The sequence below is a fragment of the Pseudidiomarina sp. WS423 genome (genome assembly GCF_050750165.1).
Classification (GTDB): Bacteria; Pseudomonadota; Gammaproteobacteria; order Enterobacterales; family Alteromonadaceae; genus Pseudidiomarina; species Pseudidiomarina fusca.
The window spans coordinates 197,451-220,982 of the sequence record NZ_JBOJLN010000002.1; the positions used below are offsets into that span (position 1 = coordinate 197,451).

At 49.2% G+C, this 23,532-nt stretch carries 22 protein-coding genes and 2 tRNA genes; 15 read left to right on the forward strand and 9 right to left on the reverse strand.

The features are described from left to right. The first annotated feature begins 32 nt into the window (after positions 1–32). From folP to ACQ661_RS03985, 15 genes are all read left to right on the forward strand, one after another. On the forward strand, positions 33–842 hold the full coding sequence (gene folP, locus ACQ661_RS03915; RefSeq protein WP_313932436.1) for a dihydropteroate synthase: 810 nt from the start codon (positions 33–35) through the stop codon (positions 840–842). Continuing rightward, positions 839–2,179, forward strand: a complete 1,341-nt coding sequence (glmM, locus tag ACQ661_RS03920) for a phosphoglucosamine mutase (RefSeq protein WP_153825781.1) — start codon at positions 839–841, stop codon at positions 2,177–2,179. The genes folP and glmM overlap by 4 nt, the downstream gene beginning before the upstream one ends. A gap of 90 nt (positions 2,180–2,269) precedes the next feature. Beyond that, on the forward strand, positions 2,270–3,028 hold the full coding sequence (gene tpiA / locus ACQ661_RS03925) for a triose-phosphate isomerase (protein ID WP_431667683.1): 759 nt from the start codon (positions 2,270–2,272) through the stop codon (positions 3,026–3,028). 3 nt (positions 3,029–3,031) lie between these two features. Next, positions 3,032–3,358 (forward strand): preprotein translocase subunit SecG, encoded by a 327-nt coding sequence (gene secG / locus ACQ661_RS03930; protein ID WP_110074795.1) that lies wholly within the window; start codon positions 3,032–3,034, stop codon positions 3,356–3,358. 47 nt (positions 3,359–3,405) lie between these two features. Further along, positions 3,406–3,490: transfer RNA gene (locus ACQ661_RS03935), tRNA-Leu, on the forward strand. Between the two features lie 63 nt (positions 3,491–3,553). Continuing rightward, a tRNA-Met gene (locus ACQ661_RS03940) sits at positions 3,554–3,630 on the forward strand. Between the two features lie 182 nt (positions 3,631–3,812). Further along, positions 3,813–4,271, forward strand: coding sequence for a ribosome maturation factor RimP (rimP, locus tag ACQ661_RS03945; RefSeq protein WP_110074794.1), 459 nt, complete (start codon positions 3,813–3,815; stop codon positions 4,269–4,271). Between the two features lie 24 nt (positions 4,272–4,295). Further along, positions 4,296–5,795, forward strand: coding sequence for a transcription termination factor NusA (gene nusA, locus ACQ661_RS03950; RefSeq protein WP_110074793.1), 1,500 nt, complete (start codon positions 4,296–4,298; stop codon positions 5,793–5,795). 23 nt (positions 5,796–5,818) lie between these two features. Continuing rightward, positions 5,819–8,494 carry a translation initiation factor IF-2 gene (gene infB, locus ACQ661_RS03955; RefSeq protein WP_153825779.1) on the forward strand — a complete coding sequence of 892 codons (2,676 nt, stop codon included), beginning with the start codon at positions 5,819–5,821 and terminating at the stop codon, positions 8,492–8,494. A gap of 6 nt (positions 8,495–8,500) precedes the next feature. Continuing rightward, on the forward strand, positions 8,501–8,929 hold the full coding sequence (gene rbfA, locus ACQ661_RS03960) for a 30S ribosome-binding factor RbfA (RefSeq protein ID WP_110074791.1): 429 nt from the start codon (positions 8,501–8,503) through the stop codon (positions 8,927–8,929). Further along, positions 8,929–9,909 carry a tRNA pseudouridine(55) synthase TruB gene (gene truB / locus ACQ661_RS03965; RefSeq protein WP_431667684.1) on the forward strand — a complete coding sequence of 327 codons (981 nt, stop codon included), beginning with the start codon at positions 8,929–8,931 and terminating at the stop codon, positions 9,907–9,909. Before rbfA ends, truB begins: the two co-directional genes overlap by 1 nt. A 97-nt stretch (positions 9,910–10,006) precedes the next feature. After that, complete coding sequence (gene rpsO, locus ACQ661_RS03970; protein WP_431667685.1) at positions 10,007–10,276, forward strand: 30S ribosomal protein S15; 270 nt, start codon at positions 10,007–10,009, stop codon at positions 10,274–10,276. A 196-nt stretch (positions 10,277–10,472) separates the two neighbouring features. Then, positions 10,473–12,602: a polyribonucleotide nucleotidyltransferase gene (gene pnp, locus ACQ661_RS03975; protein WP_431667686.1), complete on the forward strand. Its 2,130-nt coding sequence runs from the start codon at positions 10,473–10,475 to the stop codon at positions 12,600–12,602. A gap of 233 nt (positions 12,603–12,835) precedes the next feature. Further along, positions 12,836–13,747: a lipoprotein NlpI gene (nlpI, locus tag ACQ661_RS03980; protein WP_153825777.1), complete on the forward strand. Its 912-nt coding sequence runs from the start codon at positions 12,836–12,838 to the stop codon at positions 13,745–13,747. Beyond that, positions 13,734–14,816 (forward strand): hypothetical protein, encoded by a 1,083-nt coding sequence (locus ACQ661_RS03985; protein WP_153825776.1) that lies wholly within the window; start codon positions 13,734–13,736, stop codon positions 14,814–14,816. Before nlpI ends, ACQ661_RS03985 begins: the two co-directional genes overlap by 14 nt. A gap of 47 nt (positions 14,817–14,863) precedes the next feature. Here the strand turns inward: ACQ661_RS03985 and ACQ661_RS03990 are convergent, their stop codons facing one another. The 9 genes from ACQ661_RS03990 to mrdA all read right to left on the reverse strand — a co-directional run bounded on the left by ACQ661_RS03990 (position 14,864) and on the right by mrdA (position 23,531). Further along, a complete protein-coding gene (locus ACQ661_RS03990) occupies positions 14,864–15,265 on the reverse strand; it encodes an MAPEG family protein (protein ID WP_153825775.1) in 402 nt (133 codons plus the stop codon). Continuing rightward, entirely contained in the window at positions 15,262–16,227 is a 966-nt protein-coding gene (lipA, locus tag ACQ661_RS03995) for a lipoyl synthase (RefSeq protein WP_153825774.1), read from the reverse strand. The genes ACQ661_RS03990 and lipA overlap by 4 nt, the downstream gene beginning before the upstream one ends. Positions 16,228–16,230: 3 nt before the next feature. Continuing rightward, positions 16,231–16,902, reverse strand: coding sequence for a lipoyl(octanoyl) transferase LipB (lipB, locus tag ACQ661_RS04000; protein WP_431667687.1), 672 nt, complete (start codon positions 16,900–16,902; stop codon positions 16,231–16,233). Further along, the gene (gene ybeD / locus ACQ661_RS04005; protein ID WP_153825772.1) at positions 16,892–17,158 is read right to left on the reverse strand and encodes a DUF493 family protein YbeD; all 267 of its coding nucleotides are present in this window, start codon (positions 17,156–17,158) and stop codon (positions 16,892–16,894) included. The genes lipB and ybeD overlap by 11 nt, the downstream gene beginning before the upstream one ends. A 250-nt stretch (positions 17,159–17,408) precedes the next feature. Continuing rightward, positions 17,409–18,572 carry a D-alanyl-D-alanine carboxypeptidase family protein gene (locus ACQ661_RS04010; protein ID WP_110074781.1) on the reverse strand — a complete coding sequence of 388 codons (1,164 nt, stop codon included), beginning with the start codon at positions 18,570–18,572 and terminating at the stop codon, positions 17,409–17,411. A 73-nt stretch (positions 18,573–18,645) separates the two neighbouring features. Next, positions 18,646–19,452: a septal ring lytic transglycosylase RlpA family protein gene (locus tag ACQ661_RS04015; RefSeq protein ID WP_431667688.1), complete on the reverse strand. Its 807-nt coding sequence runs from the start codon at positions 19,450–19,452 to the stop codon at positions 18,646–18,648. 4 nt (positions 19,453–19,456) lie between these two features. Beyond that, on the reverse strand, positions 19,457–20,473 hold the full coding sequence (gene mltB, locus ACQ661_RS04020; protein ID WP_431667690.1) for a lytic murein transglycosylase B: 1,017 nt from the start codon (positions 20,471–20,473) through the stop codon (positions 19,457–19,459). A gap of 39 nt (positions 20,474–20,512) precedes the next feature. Continuing rightward, on the reverse strand, positions 20,513–21,628 hold the full coding sequence (rodA, locus tag ACQ661_RS04025; protein WP_431667691.1) for a rod shape-determining protein RodA: 1,116 nt from the start codon (positions 21,626–21,628) through the stop codon (positions 20,513–20,515). Next, positions 21,618–23,531, reverse strand: a complete 1,914-nt coding sequence (mrdA, locus tag ACQ661_RS04030) for a penicillin-binding protein 2 (RefSeq protein WP_431667692.1) — start codon at positions 23,529–23,531, stop codon at positions 21,618–21,620. The genes rodA and mrdA overlap by 11 nt, the downstream gene beginning before the upstream one ends. Between the last annotated feature and the right edge of the window lies 1 nt (position 23,532).

A 23,532-nucleotide genomic window follows, 5' to 3' on the forward strand; every position in this document is an offset into this window, starting at 1 on the left:
ATCTGAATGAACAGCGATAAGGAACCCAATTGATGAGTGCGCCAATCGAGGTGATGGGCATTTTAAATGTCACGCCTGACTCGTTTTCTGATGGTGGTCGTTTTAACAATTTAGATGCGGCTTTACGCCAGGCTGAGCAGATGCTTGCGGCTGGTGCCAGTTGGTTAGATATTGGCGGCGAATCTACCCGTCCTGGCAGCGCTGCGGTGGCGGTAGAGGCCGAACTGGAACGAGTCATTCCGGTAGTGACAGCGCTGCGCCAACGGTTTGACGTGAAGTTATCCGTAGACACTACTAAACCGGCGGTGATGCGCGAAGCCATCGCGGCTGGCGTGACCATGGTCAACGACGTCAATGCCTTGCGCGAAGAGGGTGCAGTGGAGCTGTTAGCACAACATCCCGCGGTATTAGTCTGCTTGATGCACATGCAAGGCCAGCCGCGAACGATGCAGCAGCAACCCCAATACGATGACGTGGTAGCTGAGGTGAGTGAGTTTTTACAGCAGCGTGTTAACCTTTGCACACAAGCTGGAATACAAAAACAAAACATTTATTTGGATCCAGGCTTTGGTTTTGGCAAGAGCCTAGGGCATAATTACCAACTGTTGCAGCGACTTGAAGCGCTGCATAAATTGCAATTGCCATTACTAATCGGTTTATCGCGTAAATCCATGTTAGGTCAGGTGACCGGACGAGCGGTAGCAGAGCGCCTAGCAGCCAGTATTGCTGGGGCAACGATAGCGGCAATGAAGGGCGCACGGATTATCCGTGTTCATGATGTCAAGGAAACGGTTGATGCAATGCAGGTGGTTGCAGCAACCTTGGCAGGAGAAAACTGTTGAGTCAGCGTAAATATTTTGGCACCGACGGGGTGCGTGGTCGAGTAGGTGATTTCCCTATCACTCCGGATTTCGCGGTGAAACTGGGTTGGGCAGCTGGTACCGTGCTGTCGGCCAGTGGCAATCAGCGTGTATTGGTAGGTAAAGATACCCGTTTATCTGGGTATATGTTGGAATCTGCCCTCGAGGCGGGGTTGTTATCAGCCGGCGTCAGTGTTGAATTTTTGGGGCCAATGCCAACGCCAGCGGTAGCCTATCTCACGCGAAATTTCCGTGCTGCTGCGGGCATTGTTATCAGTGCCTCACATAATCCTTATTACGATAACGGGATTAAATTTTTCTCCGACTCAGGTAGTAAACTGCCAGACCATGTCGAAGCAGAAATTGAGCGTCTGTTAGATGAGCCGCTTGTTTGTGTGCCGTCTGAGCACATGGGACGAGCTAGCCGCATTGATGATGCGCCTGGGCGTTATATTGAGTTTTGCAAGAGCGTGTTTCCTTCTGATTTATCGCTCAAAGGGATGCGGATTGTGGTGGACTGTGCCCATGGCGCAACCTACCACATAGCGCCCGATGTGTTGCGTGAGCTAGGTGCAGATATTTGGGAAATTGGCACTGAACCGAACGGCATCAATATTAATGAAAAATGTGGCGCCACTCATTTAGATGCACTACGCGACGAAGTGTTAGCACGTAAAGCTGACTTGGGCTTTGCGCTTGATGGCGACGGTGATCGGATCATGATGGTGACGGCTACTGGGCGCATTGTTGACGGCGATGATGTGTTATTTATTCTGGCCCGAGCGGCGCAGCAAGATGGTTTGTTGCAAGGCGGTATTGTCGGAACCTTGATGAGTAATTTCGCCCTAGAAAAATTCTTTACTGACCGTCGGATTCCGTTTGTGCGTGCCAAAGTAGGCGACCGCTACGTGATGGAAGAGTTGGTCAAACGTGATTGGCGCATTGGCGGTGAAAATTCTGGCCATATTATTAATCGCCAATTTCATAGTACCGGTGATGGTATTATTGCTGGATTGCAGGTCTTGACGGCGATGCAGCGTGAGCAACGCAGCTTGGACGAGTTGCTGGCACCCTTGGTAAAAGCGCCGCAAGCCTTGATCAACGTACGCTTTACCGCCGGTACCGATCCGTTAGCTGCGGCTAATGTGCAAGCGGTAGTAAGTGAAGTAGAGCAAGCGCTGGGTAATAACGGCCGGGTGTTATTGCGTAAGTCTGGTACCGAGCCGCTCATTCGAGTCATGGTCGAAGGTCAGGATGGCAATAAAGTGCGCGCGTATGCTGAAGAAATTGCTAGCGAAGTAGAAGCGGCTAGTAATTAATCAGTTCGTTAACAAATCGTCATTCACCGCTTGTAAGTTTCGGCGAGGTTATGTAATATCTCGCCGCTCTCAATGAAGTCAGAGGTTCCGATGCAACGCCAACCGTTAGTGATAGCTAACTGGAAAATGAACGGCAACCGCGCATTAGTTGCTGAATTAAGTGAGGCCCTGCAACAACAGCAGGCGCACTACGCGGACGTGACTGTGGTCGTCTGTCCACCTGCAGTATTATTGCCGGTGTGGCAAGCGCAACCGGGTGTGGTTGCGTTAGGTGCGCAGGATGTGAATGAACATGCTGATGGTGCGCACACTGGTGAGCATAGTTTAGCGCTAGTGCATGAAGCTGGCGCGAAATGGGTACTGATTGGTCATTCTGAACGCCGCCAGTGTTACGGTGATTCGGAAGCTCGGATCGCTCAGAAACTAGGTCAAGTGCTAGCTGATTCACGTTTTACCGCTGTGCTGTGTGTGGGTGAAAGTGCCGAACAACGTGAACAAGGGGCAACCTTTGCCGTGGTCGAGGCGCAGCTTAGTGAAGCCTTAGCGCAAGTGTCTGCATGCGAACGCCTCGTGGTAGCTTATGAGCCAGTTTGGGCGATTGGCACGGGATTAACAGCGTCGCCAGCGCAAGCGCAAGAAGTGCATGGTTTTATACGGCACTGGCTGCAAGAAAAATTTGGGTCGGCAGGCGCCGCAGTACAGCTTTTGTACGGTGGCAGCGTGAAGGCTGATAATGCTTCAGAACTGTTTGCTGAAGCTGATATTGATGGTGGTTTGATTGGCGGTGCAAGTTTACAGCCCGAACAATTCGTGGCGATTTGTACTGCAGCTCAGGCCCGGAGTAATTAAATTATGTACGAGATTTTTCTAATCGTTTATCTCATCGTAGCCTTGATGTTGATCGGCTTTGTGATGATTCAACATGGTAAAGGTGCCGATATGGGCGCTTCTTTTGGTGCCGGCGCATCAAATACTGTGTTTGGCTCAAGCGGTTCGGGTAACTTTTTAACTCGTACCACAGCTATTTTAGCGGTTATCTTTTTTGTGTTGAGTCTGGTTCTTGGTAACCTAGCCGCCGGTAATGGCGATGCAGGCAGCCAGTTTGATGACTTAGACATGATGCAAGAAGAAGTGCCGACAGTACCAAGCAACGATAGCGACGTGCCAGGGTCAAACTAAGACCTCTGAGTTGGGTTCGTTAGTGGTGCTGAGTTAGTAACAGATTTGCGGATGTGGTGGAATTGGTAGACACGCTATCTTGAGGGGGTAGTGCTTTAGGGCGTGCGGGTTCAAGTCCCGCCATCCGCACCAAATTTACAACGGCTACGGTTGCGTTTGTAGCCAAAATCTTTATAATATGGATTCGTTTTCGGACGCGGGGTGGAGCAGTCTGGTAGCTCGTCGGGCTCATAACCCGAAGGTCGTAGGTTCAAATCCTGCCCCCGCAACCAATTACAAAGGGTCCAGTGTTCTAAAAGCCCCGCAGCAGTTCGGGGCTTTTTACTATGTGACCTCTGCTGCAGCATCTGTGTTAAGCGTAAGACGTTAGTAATAAACGCCCTTAATACAATGAATTGGCAGTCAATAACACTGGGCGATGACGCCCTTTTTTTGTTTTTAGGAGTTGGCAAACTTGGCTCGAGTTGAAGATCGTTTATTTGAGATGTTAGAACCTGCAGTAGCAGCTTTAGATTTCACCCTTTGGGGCGTGGAATTTGTGCGGGCAGGTAAACATTCAACCTTACGTGTTTATATTGATCATGCCGATGGCGTGAGCGTTGATAACTGTGCGGCGGTAAGCCATCAGGTAAGCGCAATTTTAGACGTAGAAGACCCTATCAGCACGGAATACTTTTTAGAAGTGTCCTCGCCAGGTATGGAACGTCCGTTTTTCAACGCGAGTCAGTATGCAGACTACCTTGGCGAGACCGCTGCGGTAGAATTAACTGTAGCACAGCAAGGTAAACGCAAATTTAAAGGTGTAATTGCTGCTGTTGATGGCGATTACGTAGAATTTAACGTTGATGGTGAAGCCCTGAAAGTAGCGCAGTCATCCATTAAGAAAGCTCATTTAGTTCCTCAGTTTAACTAAGGATTGCGTAGGCGAGGCAGAACAATGGCAAAAGAAATTTTATTGGTTGCAGAAGCAGTTTCTAACGAAAAAGATGTATCGAAAGAAAAGATTTTCGAAGCATTAGAATCAGCACTTGCGCACGCAACAAAGAAAAAATACGAAGGCGATATCGAAGTACGCGTCAGCATTAATCGCCAAACTGGCGAATTTGATACGTTTCGCCGCTGGTTAGTGGTGGATGATAGCGAACAACCGCTAGAGCACCCTTATCGCGAAATCAGCTTAGCTGCGGCCCAGTACGAGGACGACTCAGTACAAGCCGGCGATTATGTTGAAGAGCAAATCGACTCGATTGAGTTTGATCGCATTACCACTCAAACCGCCAAGCAGGTGATCGTACAGAAAGTACGCGAAGCTGAGCGCGCTAAAGTAGTTGAAGAATATCAAGATCAAGTGGGTGAGCTGGTGACAGGTACGGTCAAACGCGCCAATCGTGAGCATGTGATTTTGGATCTTGGTAACAACGCTGAAGCGATTATTTATCGTGAAGATATGTTGCCACGCGAATCAGTTCGCGCCGGCGACCGAGTTCGTGGCGTGCTGTTTGACGTGCGTCCTGAAGCACGCGGTGCGCAATTATTTGTTAGCCGTACCCATCCGGACTTCTTAATCGAACTTTTCCGCATTGAAGTGCCAGAAATTGGCGAAGAAATGATTGAGATTCGTGGTGCCGCTCGTGACCCTGGTTCACGCGCAAAAATCGCCGTGAAGAGCAATGACCGTCGGATTGACCCTGTTGGCGCTTGTGTTGGTATGCGTGGCGCGCGGGTTCAAGCAGTTTCCGGTGAGTTAGGTGGCGAACGCGTTGATATCGTGTTGTGGGATGATAATCCAGCCCAATTCGTTATCAACGCAATGGCACCGGCCGAAGTCGCAGCGATTGTGGTTGACGAAGAAGCACACACCATGGATATCGCGGTAGAAGAAGGCAATCTTGCCCAAGCCATTGGTAAAGCTGGGCAAAACGTGCGTTTAGCCAGTCAGCTAACGGGTTGGCAGTTGAACGTGATGTCAGTTGCTGACTTTACTGAGAAGAACGAAGCTGAAGCACAGAAAGTACTTGATTTGTTCACTAAGAACCTTGGCATTGACGAAGATTTTGCCAGCGTATTAGTTGACGAAGGCTTCTCCTCGTTAGAAGAAATCGCTTATGTTCCAGTAGATGAATTACTGGAAATTGAGGGGATGGACGAAGATATTGTTGAAGAGCTACGCAGCCGCGCGAAAGCGGTACTAACAACTCGTGCATTAGCCACAGAAGAGTCGTTAGAGAGTGCAGAGCCAGATGAATCATTGCTTAACTTAGAGGGCTTAGATCGTCATTTAGCCTTTGTGTTAGCAAGCAAAGGTGTGACTAGTCTCGAGCTATTAGCCGAGCAGGGCATTGATGATTTGGCTGGAATTGAAGAGTTAAGCGAACAACGAGCCGGAGAATTGATTATGCAAGCGCGTAATATCTGCTGGTTCGGTGACGAAGAATAAGATCAACGGGGGTACAACTGACTATGGAAGAAGTAACGCTGGATAAGCTAGCCAAAGATGTCGGTACGACAGTTGATCGTTTGGTGCAACAGTTTGCCGAGGCTGGTATGAAAAAACAGCCTGGCGACGCTGTTACCGAAGACGAGAAACAAGCATTACTAACGCATTTGAACAAGGCCCATGGCGGCAACGGCCCTACTGAGCCGGCTAAAATGACGTTGAAGCGGAAAGAAAAAAGCACCTTAAGTATCGGCGGCGGCCCAGGTCGTAGTAAGTCGGTGCAAGTTGAAGTGCGGAAGAAACGTACGTACGTGAAGCGTTCGGCCTTAGAAGATCAGCAAAAAGCTGAGCAAGAGCGCCTTGAACAAGAACGTGCAGCAGCTGAAGCGAAGCGTTTAGAAGAAGAAGCGCAAGCAGCGGCCGCAGCCAAAGCTCAAGCGGAAGCAAAAGCAGCTGAAGAAAAAGCTAAGCAAGAAGCAGCTCGCAAAGAGAAAGAAAAAGCGAAAGCGAAAGCAGAAGCTGATAAGCGCGCAGCAATGACGCCAGAAGAACGTCAGAAAGCTGACGAAGCGAAAGCGGAAGCAGAGCGGTTACGTAAGGCGCAAGAAGAAGAAGCCCGTAAAAAGGCCGAAGCAGAAGCTGCGCGTCAAGCTGAAGAAGCGCGTCGTTTAGCTGAAGAAAATGAAGCTCGTTGGCAAGAAGAAGAAGCCAAGCGTAAAAAAGCTGAACAAGAAGATGTTCACTTTACCACCTCATCTACAGCGCAAGCTGCTGAAGACGAGCAAGACGTGGATGAAGAGCGTCGCAGCCGTCGTAAAGTAAGTAAGCAACGCCGTCATAAAGATGACGAACGTGATGATAGCCCGCGTCGTGAAAAACGCCGTAAAGGTGCTAAGCGTTCAACCTTGCAGCATGGTTTTAATAAACCTGCCGCGCCGGTAGAGCGTGACGTTAAGCTAGGCGAAACCATTACTGTTGGTGAGTTAGCTAACCGGATGGCGGTCAAAGCTAGCGAAGTTATCAAGACCATGATGAAAATGGGCGAAATGGTGACCATTAACCAAGTACTAGACCAAGAAACGGCCTCGTTGGTCGTTGAAGAAATGGGTCATAAAGTGGTGTTGGTTAGTGAAAACGCACTAGAGCAAGAAGTGTTGGCGGATCGTGGTGCAGATACAGCCGATGATGCCACTACACGTGCTCCGGTAGTGACTGTAATGGGGCACGTTGACCATGGTAAAACCTCGTTACTTGACTACATTCGTAAAGCGAAAGTGGCGAAAGGTGAAGCTGGCGGTATTACCCAGCATATTGGTGCGTATCACGTAGAAACGGATCATGGCATGATCACTTTCCTCGATACCCCAGGCCACGCTGCGTTTACGTCGATGCGTGCGCGTGGTGCAAGTGCGACTGATATCGTCATCTTGGTGGTAGCTGCTGATGATGGTGTGATGCCACAAACGCTTGAAGCGATTCAGCATGCTCGCGCCGCCCAAGTACCAATCGTGGTTGCCATCAACAAGATGGATAAACCAACGGCGGACCCAGATCGAGTTAAGAACGAACTAGCCCAACGCGATGTTATCCCTGAAGATTGGGGTGGCGATGTGATGTTTGTACCAGTATCGGCGCATACCGGTGACGGTATTGAACAGTTGCTAGAGTCGGTCTTGTTACAAGCTGAAGTGCTGGACCTGAAAGCTGTTGCGACCGGCATGGCCAAAGGCATAGTTATTGAATCACGGTTGGATAAAGGACGCGGTCCGGTAGCCTCGGTGTTGGTTCAAGAAGGTACCTTACGCCAAGGTGATATCGTACTTTGTGGCCTAGAATATGGCCGAGTTCGTGCGATGCGCGATGAAACAGGTAAAGAAGTGAAAGAAGCTGGTCCATCAATTCCGGTCGAGATTCTTGGCTTGTCAGGTGTGCCACAGTCTGGTGATGAAGCTACCGTAGTTAAAGACGAGCGTAAGGCCCGTGAAGTAGCTAACTATCGTCAAGGCAAATACCGTGAAGTTAAATTAGCTAAGCAGCAGAAAGCTAAGCTAGAAAACATGTTCGCGAACATGCAAGAAGGCGAAGTGCAAGAACTGAACATCGTGCTTAAATCGGATGTACAGGGTTCACTAGAAGCTATTTCTGATTCATTGCAGAAGCTTTCTACAAACGAAGTGAAAGTGAACATCATTGGTAGCGGTGTAGGCGGTATTACTGAAACCGACGCATCTTTGGCCAGTGCATCAAACGCGATTGTGATTGGTTTTAACGTGCGTGCTGATGCTTCAGCCAAGCGTTTGATTGAGCAAGACGCGGTAGATTTACGCTATTACAGTGTTATCTATGATTTGATTGACGAAGTTAAAGCAGCTATGGGCGGTATGTTAGCGCCTGAGTTCAAGCAGCAGATCATTGGCTTGGCTGAAGTTCGTGATGTATTTAAATCACCGAAGATTGGCGCTATTGCAGGTTGTATGGTTACCGAAGGTGTGGTGAAACGTTCAGCTCCAATTCGGGTACTACGTGATAACGTAGTTATCTACGAAGGCGAGTTAGAGTCATTACGCCGCTTTAAAGACGACGTACAAGAAGTTCGCAACGGTATGGAATGTGGTATCGGCGTGAAGAACTACAACGACGTTCGTGTTGGTGACCAAATTGAAGTCTTTGAAACAGTTCAAGTAGAACGGAGCTTATAAGCGCCTATGGCGAAAGATTATAGTCGGACCGACAGAGTAGGGCAGCAGTATCAGCGTGAGATAGCGATGATACTGCAGCGCGAAATAAAAGATCCGCGGGTGAGTATGGTGACGGTATCTGAAGTAGAAGTGTCACGGGATTTGGCTTACACCAAAGTATTTGTGACTTTCTTCAACGATGAGCCAGAGCAAATCAAAACCGCGCTGAAAGTACTGAATGATGCCGCAGGCTTTATTCGTTCATTACTTGGCAAGCGTATTCGGGCGCGTATTATTCCCGAACTACGATTTGTACATGACCCGTCCTTGAACGAAGGTATTCGGATGTCGCGCTTAGTTGATGAGGCCATTAAACGTGACGAAAGTCGCGGCAATGCTGCCCCCACTGCAAAGCCGGCCGATACCGCAGCCACAGACGACCACGGAGACGATTAATGGGACGAAGAAAGTCAGGTCGCGATGTCAGCGGCGTGATTTTGCTTGATAAGCCCCGTGATATCAGTTCAAACGCCGCACTCCAACAAGTGCGGCGTTTTTTAAATGCCAACAAAGCAGGCCATACTGGCGCTTTAGACCCGGCTGCAACCGGGCTACTGCCGTTGTGTTTTGGCGAAGCCACGAAAGTATCTCATTACTCCTTAGAAGCGGATAAAGCCTATCGGGTAGAAGCTTGTTTAGGGATTCGCACCACCACCAGTGACAGCGAAGGTGAGATAGTAGCGCAGGCCGATGCTGCTTTGCTTGAGCGTTTAACCCAAGCGGATATCGATCGAGTTATTAAGCAATTCACGGGCCCGCAACAGCAATCCCCATCGATGTATTCGGCGTTAAAACACGAAGGTAGGCCGTTGTATTACTATGCCCGTTTAGGCATAGAAGTGCCGCGCAAAACACGTGCTATTACCATTCGCGAGATTAACTTAGTGGAGTGGCACGGAGCGCGCTTGGTGTTAGACGTGACCTGTTCAAAAGGCACTTACATTCGTACGCTTATCGACGACATGGGCGCGGCTTTAGGATGCGGAGCTCATGTTGCTGAGTTGCACCGCAGCTGGATAGAAGGTGTGGTCGGCCCCGTCTACAGTGCTGAAGAGTTGGCAGCGGTCGCCGCACAGACGGATCCAGAACAAGGGGATTACGCTGCGATTGACGCTTTATTGCTAGCCAATGATACGGTTATCCAGCAAGTGCCTACGGTAACGGTTGAGGCCGCTGAGGCCGCCAAGTTTTTATTGGGCAATCCAGCTCAGTTAACGCAGCCACCTGAAGTTGTCGCAGATCATTATCGAGTACTGCGTAGCTCTGATGGGGTGTTTATTGGGATGGGTTTACTGCAAGCACCGGCGCTTGCAACTGGGCCAGCGGAAGCAGGCCTTTGGGTGAAACCCAAGCGGGTATTGAATTTGCGAGATTGATTGCGCTGCGGGCATAAAGTGCGTATAATTTGCAGCGATTTCGTTGGTGCTGAATTAGTGATCGGCACTGACATTTTTCACTTATCAGGAGTAATATATGTCACTAACTGCGGCACAAAAAGCTGAAATCGTTAAAGAATATGGTCAAGGCGAAAATGACACCGGTTCTACCGAAGTTCAAGTAGCACTATTGACTGCAAACATTAACGAACTGCAAGGCCACTTCAAAGAACACGCAAAAGATCACCACTCACGTCGTGGTCTATTACGGATGGTTAGCCAACGTCGTAAATTGTTGGACTACTTAAAGCGTAAAGACAATCAGCGTTATGCAACCCTGATTGAGCGCTTAGGTTTACGTCGCTAAGCATTGTTCATTGGAAGGGGCCCTGTTGTGGCCCCTTTTTTATTTATCGAAGGACAAAGGCGTTATTGGGTATTAGATATTAGATATTAGATATTAGATATTCATTAGAGCAAGAACACTGGGTTGAGTTAGTGTCTAATATCTAGTAACTAATAGCGCTTAAGAATTTAAAAGAGAAAGACAAAGGAAAAATAACGTGAATCCTATTACTAAGAAATTCCAGTATGGTCAGCATACTGTCACATTAGAAACTGGTGCAATGGCGCGCCAAGCAACTGCAGCCGTATTGGCAAGCATGGATGACACCACCGTGTTGGTGACCGTGGTGGCTAAGAAAGATGCCAAAGAAGGCCAAGATTTCTTTCCATTAACTGTAAATTATCAAGAACGTACTTACGCTGCCGGTAAAATCCCTGGTGGTTTCTTCAAGCGTGAAGGACGTCCATCAGAAAACGAAACCTTAACCTCGCGCTTAATCGACCGTCCGATTCGTCCATTATTCCCAGAAGGGTTTAATAACGAAGTGCAAGTGATTGCGACTGTGGTATCAGTAAACCCACAAATTTCTCCAGATATCGTTGCTTTGATCGGTACCTCAGCTGCTTTAGCTATTTCTGGCGTGCCTTTTGCTGGCCCAATTGGTGCAGCACGCGTAGGCGTTATCAATGATGAGTACGTGTTAAACCCAACCTTGGAAGAGTTGACCACTTCTAAGCTAGATTTAGTGGTTGCTGGTACTGCTGGTGCGGTATTGATGGTTGAGTCAGAAGCGCAACTATTGTCAGAAGATGCCATGTTAGGCGCTGTGGTCTATGGCCATGAGCAAATGCAAACTGTGATTAACGCCATCAATGAATTTGCTGCTGAAGCAGGTAAAGAAGCCTGGGATTGGCAAGCTCCTGCGAAAAATGTTGAGCTGCTAAACAAAATCAAAGCATTAGCAGAGCAAGGCATTGGCGATGCGTACCGTATCACTGAAAAAGCGGCACGTTATGAGCAAGTAGCGGCATTGAAAGCCCAAGTTACTGAGCAGTTACTGGCAGAAGATGAAACTTTAGATGCCAAAGAAATCGGCGATTTGTTCCATTCACTGGAAAGTGACGTAGTACGTAGCCGTATTATTGCCGGCGAGAAGCGTATTGATGGTCGTGAACCAGATATGGTGCGCGCCCTGCATATGGCTACTGGCGTGTTACCACGCACGCACGGTTCAGCGGTATTCACCCGTGGTGAAACGCAAGCCTTGGTTACTGCAACCTTAGGTACTGAGCGCGATGCACAAATGATCGACGACCTTACTGGTCGCAGCGACAATCGCTTTATGTTGCATTATAACTTCCCTCCATACTGTGTGGGTGAGACCGGCATGGTGGGTTCACCTAAGCGTCGCGAAATCGGCCACGGCCGTTTAGCTAAGCGCGGTGTACAAGCGGTGATGCCGTCACAAGACGAATTCCCGTACACCATCCGCGTGGTATCTGAGATCACTGAATCAAACGGTTCAAGCTCAATGGCGTCAGTATGTGGTGCATCATTAGCATTGATGGACGCAGGCGTACCAATCAAGTCATCAGTCGCTGGTATCGCCATGGGCTTGGTGAAAGAAGGTGACAAATTTGTCGTCTTGTCTGATATCTTAGGTGATGAAGATCACTTGGGCGACATGGACTTTAAAGTTGCCGGTAGCGTTGACGGCGTAACCGCCTTACAAATGGACATCAAGATTGACGGTATCACCCGTGAAATCATGGAAATTGCCTTAGCTCAAGCTAAAGCAGCTCGTTTGCACATCTTGCAAGTGATGGATCAGGCGTTAGCCGGTGCTCGTACTGAGTTATCAAACTACGCTCCGCGTTACACCACCATCAAAATCAATCCTGATAAGATCCGTGACGTGATTGGTAAAGGTGGCGCAGTTATTCGTGAATTAACTGAAAGCACCAACACCAACATCGAAATCAATGATGATGGTACTGTGCGTATCGCTGCAACTGACCAAGAATCAGCGGATGCAGCTATCGCTCGCATTGAAGAGCTGACTGCAGAAGTTGAAGTTGGTCGCATTTACCAAGGTAAAGTGGCGCGTATTGTAGACTTCGGTGCATTCGTTACTATTTTGCCAGGTAAAGATGGTTTAGTGCACATCTCACAAATCGCTGAAGAGCGTGTGAACGATGTTAACGAATATCTGAAAGTTGGTGATTTAGTGCCAGTTAAAGTGCTTGAAATTGACCGTCAAGGTCGTGTTCGTTTGAGCATGAAAGACGCTGCTGATAAAGCTGAAGCAGCAGCTCCAGCTAGCACTGACAGCAGCGATAGCGAATAAGCAAAAATAAGTCCTACCCGCAAACCCGGTCGATTATCTGACCTGCGGTGAGCAAAGCATTCATGCCAAGGTTTTGGTTAAACCCAAAGCCTTGGTGTGAATTCATCAGCTGTTTTCAGCTCCCCCGTGTTACCTTGTTAATCCTCATCAGCTTGCTCAAGCACCTGTTCAGAACTTTATTTTTGTTGCAACTAAGGTATGATGAGTTGAACCATAACGAAAGGTTGTCCTTTATGAAAAGTCGTATCGCGGTGCTGGCTTCGGTGCTGTTGCTGGGTGCTTGTGCCCAATTGCCCGATCCCTCTGAATCGGCCGTCATGAATTTATTTGTAGTAACGCCGCAAGCGCCAGACATGCGTTATCAAATTGAAATCGCCAAACTCACAGACCTCGCTAATCACCAGAATCAATTGGATGATGCCAGTATGGCGCAATTGCTGTATCGACGCGGCAGTCTCTATGATGCGCTCGGTTTGAGTGGGTTAGCTCGTATTGATTTAAATCGTGCTTTAGAGCGCGATCCACGTTTAGCCGATGCCTATAATTTTCTGGGTATCCAGTACACTGAAATTGAACAGTACAATTATGCTTATGAGATGTTCGACTCGGCCTTAGAGCTTGAGCCTGAGCACCCCTATGCCTTGCTTAATCGCGGTATGACAGCCTATTATGATGGCCGGATTGACCTCGCCAGCAAAGATTATCAACGCTATTTTGAAAGCCAACCCGACGACCCGTATCGGGTGCTGTGGCTGTATTTAGCTGAAGTAGAAACAGATGCCGAGGCGGCCCGTCGCAATCTAGCCGAACGCCGAATCAAGTACGCCAATGGCGCTTGGGGCTGGGTGCTGAATGATCTGTTGTTGGGTGTGGTGGATGAGCAAAGCTTTTTAAATGACTATGCTCCTAAACACTTAGGCGAAGATGAAACCCTAGCAGAGCGCATGTGTGAGAGTTACTTTTATTTGGGTAAGCTGAAGCAATTGGAAGGCAACAACCAAGCTGCAGCGGTGTATTTTCGACTAGCGCTCACAACCAATGTGTACCGTTTTTTAGAACACCGTTATGCTGGGATTGAGCTGCAACGCAGTCAGCAAGCACTGGAGCAGCAAGCGGATTCAACTAAGCTTGATGCGCAAGAGTGATCGACCGCGCAAACCGCCATACTGGAGCAATCGCTTGCAACGGATGGTGCAGTTAGGGATCCTGTTGATAGCGCTGGTGAGTTGTCAGCAAGTACTCGCCAATCCGCTCTCCCATCGCAGCGAGGGCAGCGAGGGCAAGTATCCGAAGGCAGTGAGTACCGCGCAGTTAGCGACCTTGCTTGATCTATTAGCCATGCCGCCTAATGGGTGGCTAATAGCCGTCCCTGTACGACCTACACGTGTTGAATTTTCTCCTCAATCACCCATGCATGTCATGCAGTCACCATCGGCTACTGCTTGCCGTTATCCCATTCAGTTGCAAGTGCCTGAGGGCAGTGGTGAACTCAAAGCGTACCAGTTATTACATCAGTGGCAGCAACAGCCACTGGCGGAGCCGATGCGCCAATTAGGCTTTTGTTGGCAGTTGCAACCTTATCCGAAAGCTGTCAACGAATGCCAGCAGGTAACTGCGCGCGGTCGCCTACAATGTCATCTCCAAGGTCCGTTAGGTGGCGGCAACCACCACGCTGATCCTACTCAGGCGCGGTATCGAGTGTTACTGGTAGAGCAGTTTGGCATAGCTTCGGCATCGCAGCAGCGACAAGATTTTAGCATGGTACTTAGTTTAGCTGCGCCGGTGGAGCTCTTAGCTCACGAACTTGGGCATTGGTTGGGGCTAGCTGATGAATACGCGATGAGCGCGCCTTTAGCTGCTGCTTTTTGTCGCGGTGATTACCAGCATCCTAGTTTAAATATTGTGGTGACTGACAGTCGCCAACTCAGTGCTGAGCAACTGCAACAGCTGTGGCAAACCTTGCCATGGCGAACTGCGGTAGAGGATTGGCGCTTGCTAGCGCAGCCTACCTCACTAACCAATAGCCAAGGAGAGCCGTTGTGGGAATTAGGGAGTGCGCCCGAGCAGATTGGTTTACATGCGGTAGATACGTGTCAAAACAGCGACTATTTTGCTTGGCGACCACTAGCTGAGATCACGGCGATGCAATATTTCGATAGTGCGCGTTGGCCATCGCTGTATCTAGAACTTATTCAGCAACAGTATGCTCATTAAGAGGAGTCACGATTAGGTAAACTCCTCCCAATGATAGCCTTACAGTGCTAAGCGGCAGCCACTGCCAACGCCGTTTGTGCCAGCATAATCACTGGGCAGGCGATTGCGAAAAACCAGACCAAGCTGCGTAGTTTGTCGTAATTAGCTAAATACAAAACATGATACGCAATGCGTAAACCAAGATAACTTACTGCTAACGTAATGTTGGTATCAGAAACGCTATTGGTGGCTAATACGGCAAGGATAGCGGTGGCATACAGTGGAAACGCCTCGTACGCATTGTAATGACCCGCCACAGCACGAGCACCAGCACCTGTTAAGCGTTGTTGCTGAGCTCGCGGATGACGGTTATCGTAACCAGCATCGCGATTCTGGAAATACACCACAGGTGCTTTGGCCGCAATCGGTAGCAACCCAGCAATCAATAAACACCAGATCAGAATACTCATTTCACTTCCTTACCGGCAGCTTGCATATCGGCATGATACGACGAGCGAACTAAGGGGCCCGAGGCTATATGGGTAAAGCCCATCTTCTCGCCCTCAGCGCGGAACATATCAAACTCATCTGGCGTCACATAACGAGTGACGGGCAAATGATGACGACTCGGCTGTAGATATTGACCAATGGTGAGCATATCAACATCGTGCGCACGCAAATCACGCATCACCTCTAGAATCTCTTCATTGGTTTCGCCTAAGCCAACCATAAGACCAGACTTAGTACGGACATCAGGTCGAGCTACTTTGTAATTTTTGAGCAGGTCTAACGACCACTGGTAATTCGCTCCAGGCCGCGCGGCTTTGTACATGCGTGGCACGGTTTCAAGATTGTGGTTGAACACATCCGGAGCCTCATCGGTTAGGATATCTAACGCGACTTGCATCCGCCCACGAAAATCAGGCACTAACACTTCTACCTGAATGCCGGGGCTTTGCGCTCGGATTTCACGAATACAGTCCGCAAAATGTTGTGCACCACCGTCACGTAAATCATCGCGGTCAACGGAAGTAACCACCACATACTTAACTTTCATGTCACGAATAGTAGCACCTAATTTGACGGCTTCTTCAGGGTCAACGGGCAGCGGACGACCGTGCGCAACGTCACAAAACGGACAACGGCGGGTACAAATGGCACCCAGAATCATGAAGGTTGCGGTACCGTGGTTGAAGCATTCTGCCAAGTTAGGGCAGGAGGCTTCTTCACAGACAGAGTGCAGCCCATGCTTACGCATGGCTTGCTTAATTTCGTCAATACGCTGAGTAGAGCTAGGTAGCTTCACTTTTAGCCACGCGGGCTTGCGCAGCATCTGCTCACGCTCAGTAGGCATGATTTTAACGGGGATCAATGCCATTTTATCGGCATCACGAAGTTTCACGCCAGGTTCAATTCTTACCGGTTTTGACATAGCCTATGCGAATCCTGTTGTTTCGGTGATTTCTTGATAACCCATCAATTCAGCGAAGATTTGGGTTACCTGCGTGGCCGCATCAGTGACATCCTGCGGCCCATTCAGTGATTTTGTTTGTACCATTTGCATGCCGGCATACCCGCAAGGATTGATTCTTGCGAACGGGCTTAAATCCATATCCACGTTCAGTGCCAGACCATGAAACGAACAGCCTTTTCTAATACGCAACCCTAGCGAGCAAAGTTTATCGCCTTGCACATAAACGCCAGGGGCATCGGCTTTGGCGGCAGCAACCACGCCATAATTGGCCATCAGCGCCACTATGGTGTCTTCAATGGTATTGACTAGTTGGCGCACGCCTACTTTGCGGCGCCTAATATCCAGTAAAAAATACACCACCAGTTGACCGGGACCATGGTAGGTGACTTGACCACCGCGGTCTACTTGGACCACTGGAATATCGCCCGGAGCCAAAATATGTTCTGCTTTACCGGCTTGGCCTTGGGTAAAGACCGGCTCATGCTCAAGCACCCAAAGTTCGTCACGGGTTTGCTCATCGCGCTTATCGGTAAAGTCTTGCATGGCTTGCCATACCGGCTGGTAGGGCTGCCTACCCAGCTGTCTGATCAGCAGTTGTTGAGCGATCTCTGCCGTGGCCAACTTAGAGCACATATTTCACTTCTTCGATTGCCGCCAGCTCACGATAGAGGGTTTCTATGTGTTGCTGGCTTTCTACTTTAATTTGAATAGATACCGAGTGGTAGGTTCCTTTGCTGCTAGGCTTTAGGGTCGGGTTATAATCGCCCGGCGCATGTTGCTGAGCAACGGCGACAACTAAATCTGCTAACTGTGGAACCGCCAAGCCCATCACTTTAAAGGTGAAGTGACAAGGAAACTCAACCAACTCATCAAAGCGTGTTTTTTGCATGCTTTACTCCCAAATGAATGGCTTAACTAACACCATTGCTTTATACCACTGCATGATGAGGGCAAAAATAACGATAACAAGGTGTCGTAACTGTTGCGGCCGATTATATCATTATTTTAGGGCAAGGTTGGAATTTGAATGTGCTTTGCGCGTTTGCACTAGGCAGAGGTTGTGGTTGTGGTTGTGGTTGAGGGGGAGAGAGCAAGGCCGCTGACTCAACGGCCTTGCTGGAACTAACATCAAGGCTGGGTTATTCTTCGCTAAAAGATTGCTTAGCCCAGTCACTTAAACGTTTAAACCAACCGCCTTGTTCAACACTATGAAGGGTAACAAGTGGGTAGCTGGCAATATCTTCGCCGTCCAGTTGCAAATACACAGTGCCTACTTGAGTGCCCTTAGCGATAGGCGCTTGCAAGTTTTGCGTTAACTCAAAGTTTGCTTTCAGGTTGCCGCGTTGGCCCTTAGGTAAAGTAATCACCACATCTTCAGTGACTCCAAGCTGCACGGTATCTTGTTCACCACCCCAAATACGGTGATCGACAAAGCTCTCGCCAGCGCTGTAGGCAGTGACGGTTTCGTAATAACGAAAGCCGTAGTTCAATAATTTTTTACTTTCTACTTTACGTGCTTGCTCGCTGTCCGTACCCATCACCACAGCAATGAGGCGGGTGTCACCTTCGGTGGCTGACGAGACTAGGCTATAACCGGCTTCTTCGGTGTGGCCGGTTTTAATCCCATCGACATTCATGCTGCGATCCCACAACAGCGAGTTACGGTTGTACTGTTTGATGTTGTTGTAGGTAAAAGATTTTTCGGCATACAACGAATATTCTTCCGGCACATCGCGAATTAATGCACGGCCTAAAACAGCCATGTCACGCGGCGAGGTGTATTGGTCTGGGTCTGGTAAACCGTGGCTGTTGGCGAAGTTAGAGTTACTTAATTGCAGCTCTGCGGCATAGGTATTCATCAGATCAGCAAAGGCGTCTTCACTGCCGGCAATGTGCTCAGCCATAGCGACACAAGCATCATTACCTGAAGAAATCACGATGCCTTTGTTGAGTTCAGCAACCGATACTTGTTTACCGACTTCAATGAACATCTTGGATGATTCAGGAAAGTTCTTGGCCCAAGCGTTCTCACTGATGGTGACCATGTCGTCATTATTGATGCGGCCGGCTTGCAGTTCACGGCCAATAATATAGCTGGTCATCATTTTGGTTAAACTAGCCGGCGCTAATTGCTCATCTTCATTACCACCGACAATGACATGGCCCGTGGTGTAATCCATCAAAATGTACCCTTTGGCATTAATGGAGGGCGCTGGCGGAACGATAGCAGCATGAGCTATGGTTACGGAGGCGGCAGCAACAATGGTTAAGCTGCGAACAAAGTGACGAAACACATTGGGCATAAGGATGATTCTCTATGTTACTAGTTCTAAAAAGGGTTCGAATAGTACCACGTTCTACCAGAAAACGCAGGCTTTAGGGCACGGCTACCCGAAACGCGTCGGGATAACCAGCTTGCCGAAGTTGTTCTAACAATTCATTGGTCTGTGGTTCGGCAAACGGACCTAACATGACTTTGTATAGACCATTATTCGGTTGAGTAGTTGCAGGGACAGCGTAGATTTGTTGAAGTTTTTCAGCTTCAAGGGCTAACCGCTGAGGATCTGCCCCAGCATGCACTTGAATATAAAACTGCGGCACAGAGGTAGGTGCGATGGGGGGGGTCACAGCGATTGCCGTATTCGGCTCCGGCGGTTGCAGTACTTCAATCCGAACCGGCGCCGTTCCGGTTTTAAGCATGCCTATTTTATAGGCGGCAACGTAGGATAAATCGATGATTCTATTGCCGTGAAAAGGCCCTCGGTCGTTAACTCGCACCACCACCGATTGCTGATTATTTAAATTAGTTACTCTCACATAGGAGGGTAATGGCAGGGTTTTGTGGGCGGCACTCATGGCATACATGTCGTAGGTTTCGCCATTTGAGGTTAAATGACCATGAAATTTTTCGCCATACCACGAGGCGGTTCCTTCTTGGGTGTAACCCTCGACATTATCTAAAATATGCCAAGTACGCCCGAACAGTTGATAAGTTCGATTGCCTTGCCGGCTGTAAGGCTCAAATGAGGGCTCGGGCTCTATCAGTTCATCGGCACTAGGTAGTCGTGCGGGGATAGAGTCATGCTTTTGGCTATAGCGAGACGGGGCTTCGGGCGCACTCGAGCACGCTACTAGCAGCAACGTAAGCAGGGCTAACCAGACTAGGTAGAGTGGCCTTAGCATGGTGCTACCTCGCTTGCCGCAACTGTTGGCTAAATTGATACACAGCCATGGCGTACAGCGGGCTGTGATTGTAGCGGGTAATCACATAAAAGTTATTGAACCCTAGCCAATACTCATGGCCCTCAGCTAACTCAAACGCAAACACTTTGGCTTTCTGATCAGCGTTGACGGTGCTGGTAAGGCTAAGGCCTTGTTCAGTGAGCTCGGCCACAGTTGCACTTGGCTTCAAGCCTTTTTCTACGAGGTTAGCTACGGAATCGCTCGCCGCTAGCAGCTGCGCAACGGGAGCATCGGCCTGCCAACCGTGGCGAGCAAAATAATGAGCGACACTGCCAATTGCATCGACTGGATTACCTAGTAAGTCACGTACGCCATCGGCATCAAAATCTACCGCGTAATGACGGTAAGAAGAGGAGATGAATTGGCCATAGCCCATGGCTCCGGCGTAGGAGCCCTTCAGCTCAGTAGCAGGTAAACCTTCTTCGTTGGCCAACAGCATAAACTGGGCGAGCTCAGAGCGGAAGAATTTAGCTCGAGGCGGATAGTGAAAGCCTAAGGTAAAGAGTGAATCTAAAACCGAATAGTTACCTAGGTATTCGCCGTAAAAGGTTTCTACGCCAATGATTGCGACAATAATTTCAGCTGGTACGCCATATTCTTGTTCGGCTTTGGCGAGCGTTTGTTGATGAGTTTGCCAAAACTTTAGGCCGGCTTGCAGGCGTTTTTCGGTCAAAAAAATGGGATAGTATTGATGCCAAGGCTTGGCTTCCCACGGGCGTTGAATGGCGTCAAATACGTCTTGATTGAAACTGGCTTGCTGCAACAGTTGTTGCACTTGGCTGGTACTAAAACCATGCTCGTTGACCATGGTTTCAATAAATTCTTGCTGCAATTGCGCTACGGTAGCAGCATCTGCTGGCTCTACTTTGGCACTAGCAGGCTGGCTGAGGACCACAGCTAAGCTCGCGGTGATTAGGAGCTTGGTACTAAGCTGGTTGAGCAGACGAATGTAGTTGCGCATGGTTATTCCTTACCGCTTGTTATTATTGTGCTGATGGCGCTAATCGTGCATAACCAAACGTTTATGCGTAGCGATAGCCATCAGTAAACCAAATCCTGTCATTAATGTCACCATAGATGTGCCACCATAACTTACTAGCGGCAAGGGTACACCAACCACGGGTAAGAGTCCTGAGACCATGCCAATATTTACCAAAACATAAACAAAAAAGGTAAGAGTTAAGCTGCCAGCTAACAATTTGTGATACACCTTTTGCGCCCGCATGGCCAGAATCATGCCACGAAAAACAATGAAACCATAAAGCAAAAATAAGCCAATCACGCCAATTAAGCCAAACTCTTCGCTAAATACCGAGAAGATAAAATCCGTGTGGCGCTCAGGGAGAAACTCCAGCTGCGACTGGGTGCCTTGTAACCAGCCTTTACCTTCAATACCGCCGGAACCGATCGCGATTTTCGATTGAATGATTTGATAACCTGATCCTAAGGGGTCGCGCTCAGGGTCAAGGAAGGTTAACACGCGCTGACGTTGATAGCCGTGCATGAGAAAGAACCAAAGCACCGGGATAAAAGCGCCTATGGCAACTCCAAAGAGGGTAATGAGACGCCAACTCATACCGGCTAAAAACAGCACAAAGATGCCGGCGCTAGCAATCAGTAATGAGGTACCTAAATCAGGCTGTTTGGCAATCATCAGAGTAGGGATGAGCAGCAGCAAAAAGGCCCCAGCCAAACGCGTTTTGGTGGGCGGTAGGCCTTGTTGTGCTATGAACCAAGCTACGGCCATCGGTACCGCTAGCTTCATGATCTCCGATGGCTGAATGGTTGCCACGCCAAGATTTAGCCAACGTTGCGCCCCTTTACTGGATTCACCAAAGAGCAACACTCCTAACAGCAACACGATGCCGACGGCAAATATCGGTAGTGACCAGCGCTCAACTAAACTTAAGGGAACTTGTGCTACGACCAACATGGCCACAAAGGCCAAGCCAATACGCACCACTTGGCGTTCGGTCATGGCGAGGTCTTGGCCACTGGCTGAATAAACCGTGACGAGACTAAGCAGGGCTAGTACCAGCAGCGCTAAAAAGAGTGGGCCATCAATATGAAATCTACTGAGCCATTTATGACGTTGGCGTTCTTGGCTAGTTTGCATCGGCTGGCTCCTCTAAAATCGCTAACACAGACTCTAAGCCTCCCGTCGGGGCCGGATCAGCAAAGTAGGCATCGAGTAATTGGCGCGCCATGGGCGCCGCAATACTACTACCGCCACCGGCGTTTTCGACGGCAATAACCACCACAACTTCCGGGTTTTCAGCGGGTGCGTAACCCACGTACATCGCATTATCACGGTATTTTTCAGCAATTTCTTCAGCGTTATATTCTTCGTCTTGGCCGATACTACGTACTTGCGCGGTTCCGGTTTTACCGGCGGAGGTGTAACTGGCCCCTTGAAACGCCCGCCGTGCGGTACCTTTGGGCGAGGTGATCACTTTGGTGAGCGCTTGGTGGGCGACTTCCCAGTTGTTGGCATTTTTCAATACCACCGGCTCACGTTGTTCCACCACAGCGGGAATCCGCACCGGGCCTTCAGCGATACTTTCTAAAAGACGTGGGACCGGGCGCTCCCCGCGGTTTGCCAGCACTGATGTGGCTACGGCGAGTTGCATCGGGGTGGTGGTCCAGAAACTTTGACCGATGCCAATCGATACCGTTTCGCCAGCATACCAAGGCTGGTTAAAACGCGCGCGTTTCCAGCCTGGTGACGGCATTACAGCGGCTGATTCTTCGGCGATATCGATGCCAGTACGCTCGCCAAAACCATAGCGAACCATATCATCATGAATGACATTGATGCCCATTTTTAAGGCAATGTCGTAATAAAAGGTATCACAACTTTCGACTATGGCGTCGGTGACGTTAACCCAGCCATGCCCCCACGCTAGCCAATCTCGATAGCGGTGATCAACCCCCTCAATCATGAACCAACCTGGGTCCCAAATACGGCTGTTTGGCGTGATGATATCCTGCTCTAACGCGGTGATGGCTAAATGTGCTTTAATGGTGGATGCTGGCGGATAGCCACCTTGGGTACTACGATTAAGGAGCGGCGAGTGGGTCGAGTTGAGTAAGCTTTGATATTGAGCGTAGCTGATGCCCTGAGCAAACCAGTTGGGATCATAGCTCGGCTTACTCACCATAGCTAATATGGCCCCATCGCGCGGGTCCATGAGAATGATAGAGCCACGATCTTGGCCGAGTAGATCGTAGGCAAATTGTTGCAGTTCAGCATCCAGTTCTAAGTGTAAATCTTGGCCGGGTACCGGCGGTTGAACGGATAGCGTGCGAATGTTACGTCCACGAATGTCAACTTCAACTTGTTGATAGCCAATACTGCCATGCAGTTGCTCTTCATAAAAACGTTCAACACCGAGTTTGCCAATCACTCGAGTGGCTGCATAATTGGCAGCTAAACCTTGTTCGGTCAGTTTATTAAGATCGGTACGGTTAATTTTAGCGACATAGCCCAGTGCATGGGTGATGGCCTCGCCGTAGGGATAATGCCGCACTAATCGTGCCTCAATACTTACCCCCGGGAAGTCATGTTGACGTACCGCTACTCGAGCTGCTTGTTGCTCGGTTAAACGGTCTAATAAAATGACCTGATTAAAACGTCGTTCGCGCCGCCTGGTCTCATGAAAATCCTCAATCACGCTAGCATCAAACTCAAGCAACTGTTGTAATCTGGCCAGGGTTGCATCCAAGTCTTCGACTTGTTCAGGAGTGATTTCTAGACTCAGAACCGGGCGGTTTTCGGCTAGTATGCGGCCATCACGGTCGTAAATAATGCCACGATTAGGGGCTAGTGGGACTACTTTAATGCGGTTATCGTTTGAGCGGGTTTGAAACTGTTGATGCTCAACCACTTGTAAATGATACATGTTGAGCAACAGCACCCCAAAGGTGACCACGACCACCAGCAAACTAACAAAAACGCGCCGGGCAAATAGCGCAGCTTCAGCGTAATTGTCTCGGATGGTAATGCGTTTGTGCTTCATG